Genomic DNA, 2,922 nt, shown 5'->3' on the forward strand with positions numbered 1-2,922 from the left:
TGAGGACACCTGTCAGCGCCATGGCAAGGGCGCTGATGGCGATGCCGGCAAGCAGCATCGTGGCGACTGAGGTCCGTCCCTGGCGCGTGGCGATGGCATAAAGCAGCAACGTCACCGCGAGCCCGCCAAAGAACGCCGCGAGCGGCAGCGCAAGCGTGCCGAATGCGAGCGTGAAGGGCGCAAGCCATGTGGTGCCGAGCACGATGATCGCCACAGCGCCGAGGCTGGAGCCGGCGGAAACGCCGACCAAACCGGGATCGGCAAGCGGATTGCGGAACAGGCCCTGCATCACCGCGCCGCAGACGGCGAGCGCGGCGCCGATCAGCACGCCGAGCAGCACGCGCGGCATGCGGATGTCATAGACGATCAGCTGGTCGCGCGCGGCAAGCGCCGCATCCCCCGGAGCGGCCCCGGTGAACCAGTCGCGAATGACGCGAACGGCGGACGCATCCGAAGCGCCCGACGTCAGTGACAGGAACACCGAAAGGGTCAGCGCCAGGCACAGGAGCGCGATGACGACCCTTGCCCGCGCCGAGCGATCGCCCTCGGCCGCCATCACCCTGCCCACACCTGCTATGGACTGTTCGGCCACCGCCGCTCAGTCCGTGACCTGGTTGCCATAGATCGAAACAGCGAGATCGTGGATCGCCTCCGCCGTGCGCGGGCCGAAGCCGAGCAGATAGCCGCCGTCCATGTTGATCATCTTGCGGTTCGTGCCAGCCGGTGTCGAGGCGACGGCAGGATTGGCGAACAGCTCGTCTTCCGAGATCGGCGGCCCGCCGCCTTTCATCGTCAGGATGACATCCGGCTTGGCGCTGACGATCGCCTCATCCGTCATCCCCTTGTAACCGGAAAAACCCTCGACCGCGTTGACCGCACCGGCAAGCTTGATGATGCCGTCGGCCGCGGTGTCGCTGCCGGCTGCAAGGATCTTGCCGCCTTGGGTCGACAGCACGAACAGCACGCGCTTGCGGTCCTTGATCGAGGCCGTCTGCCTTTCGGCGGCCGTCAGCTTCGCGTCCGTCTCAGCGGCGAGCTTCTCGGCCTTGGCCTCGACGCCCAGCGCCTTGCCGACGATGCGGATATTTTCGAGGATGCCCTCATGGTTGAAGTGATCCGGCACCTCGATGAAAGGCACGCTTGATTTCTTCAGCACGTCGACCGCTTCTTTCGGGCCGCTGCCCTGCAGCGCCAGGATTCCGGTCGGATTGACCGACAGGACACCCTCGGGCGACAGCGCGCGCATGTAACCGACATCCGGCAGCTTCGCCGCCGCCTCGGGATAGGTGCTGGTCGAATCGCGGGCCACGAGACGGCCCTCCTCGCCGAGCGCGTAGAGGATCTCGGTGATCGAGCCGCCTATGGAGGCGATCCGCGAGGTGTCCGAAAAGACGGTCGTGCCTTCTTCCGCCTTGGCAGGCTGCATAGCGAGGGCAAGCAGGACACCGAGCATCGGCGTAAGGGCCGCGCGGAAACTGAGAACAAAGCGCATTGGGTCCTACCTTATGCAGCGGTGGGGCTGGGAATGCGCGGTAGGTTCTCGGCCAGGAAACGCCAGTCTTCCCGCTCGCGTTCGCCTTCATGGCGCTTGCCGAAGAACTGGATGATCATGCTGCCATTGGCATCGTAGGCCTCCAGCGAGGTGACATGGCCGTCCTTGGTCGGCTTGCGCACCGCCCAGACTTCGTGGATGTGGTCGGTCCTCAGATGCAGGTGGAAGGTCTCGTCGAGCACATTGATCCATGGTCCCATCGGCTTGACCGACTTGATCGGGCCGGAATGGATCTGGATGCAGCCGCGGTTGCCCACGAAGCACATGATCGGCATCCCGCCTGCAGCGGCGTGATGGAACATGGCGCTTACCGCATCATTGTCGAGCAGCCAGGCATAGTCCTGCCCCACCATACGCACCGCTCGCGACGGCTGAGCTTCAGCGTCTTCAGCATGCCGAAGAACTGATGCACATCTGTCAACCGGCTCCAGCGGTCGCGTAGGTCGCCGATCGAGGCGACCGAACCCTGCGCCTCGCCCTCCCCTTCCGCGGCGCTTGGGAGGATCGCGACGGTCGGCTCCTGGTTCGACGATTCGAGGCTCGCCACCAGCTTCTGGTAGGCATAGAGGCTGGATGCGGGCTTCAGATGCACCTTGTGCACCGCCTCGCCCGCTGCGTCGAAGAACTGCAGGCTGCGGCGGATTTCGTCACCCTCGCGCTTCTCGACGGCAAAGCCATGCGCCCAGACCTTCGGGAAGATGCGTAGGTCGATGTTTTCGCCAAGCACCATGGCGTTGTGGTTGCCGGTGACGACCTTGTCGTACACGCCGATCTTCTCGTGCACGGCGCTTTCGTTGCGGGTCAGCGCCATCACCTCGCCGACCGCCTCGAGGCCGGTCAGAAGGTCGTTGACGCGCGGCTCGACTCGCACCGCGCCGATGCCGCAATGCGCCGCGACCAGTTCCGCTTCCGAAATGCCCAATTGCGCCGAGAGATCGCGCTCCCGCATTTTCGGATTTTCTTCTCGCGCCCGCCGGATTTCCTCCGGCGACGGCTTAACGCGCTGGTCCATATCGTCCACCTGTATTGCCTGATGTGCGTCTATCGCCCGCCGACGGCGGTCACTTGTTGAGGATCAGCTTGCCCTGGCGGGTGATCTTCAGGCGGTAGAGCGCGCCGTGATGCTCGATGCCGATCTCATGCTCGCCCTGGAACAGCGTGTTGCTGGAGAGCGTCCTCACCGCCAGCGGCACGCGTTCGTAACGCATCTGCGTCTCTTCCGGGCGGCGGACGCGATAGCGGAAATCGTTGGGATTGTGCGTGTTCATCGGGTAGGTCCCTTTCCTCTGACGGCCACCGTGGCCGCAGCCTCATAAAATGCCGATTCAATTCTTGACTCGAATAATCATGTTTACTAGTCAGTGCATTAC

At 64.1% G+C, this 2,922-nt stretch carries 3 protein-coding genes and 1 pseudogene; all 4 read right to left on the bottom strand.

The genetic code is table 11. The features are described 5' to 3' along the window. Positions 1-592, bottom strand: a 592-nt coding sequence (locus EOA27_RS30085; RefSeq protein ID WP_145970620.1) for an iron chelate uptake ABC transporter family permease subunit, incomplete at its 3' end; no start/stop codon positions are given. Positions 593-598: 6 nt separating this feature from the next. Then, positions 599-1,492, bottom strand: coding sequence for a hemin ABC transporter substrate-binding protein (locus EOA27_RS30090; protein WP_126082227.1), 894 nt, complete (start codon positions 1,490-1,492; stop codon positions 599-601). Positions 1,493-1,503: 11 nt separating this feature from the next. After that, a pseudogene (locus EOA27_RS30095) lies at positions 1,504-2,564 on the bottom strand (hemin-degrading factor). Between the two features lie 49 nt (positions 2,565-2,613). Beyond that, positions 2,614-2,820, bottom strand: coding sequence for a hemin uptake protein HemP (gene hemP / locus EOA27_RS30100; protein ID WP_042644917.1), 207 nt, complete (start codon positions 2,818-2,820; stop codon positions 2,614-2,616). Positions 2,821-2,922: the final 102 nt, after the last annotated feature.

It is taken from the genome of Mesorhizobium sp. M2A.F.Ca.ET.037.01.1.1 (assembly GCF_003998075.1).
Lineage (GTDB): Bacteria > Pseudomonadota > Alphaproteobacteria > Rhizobiales > Rhizobiaceae > Mesorhizobium.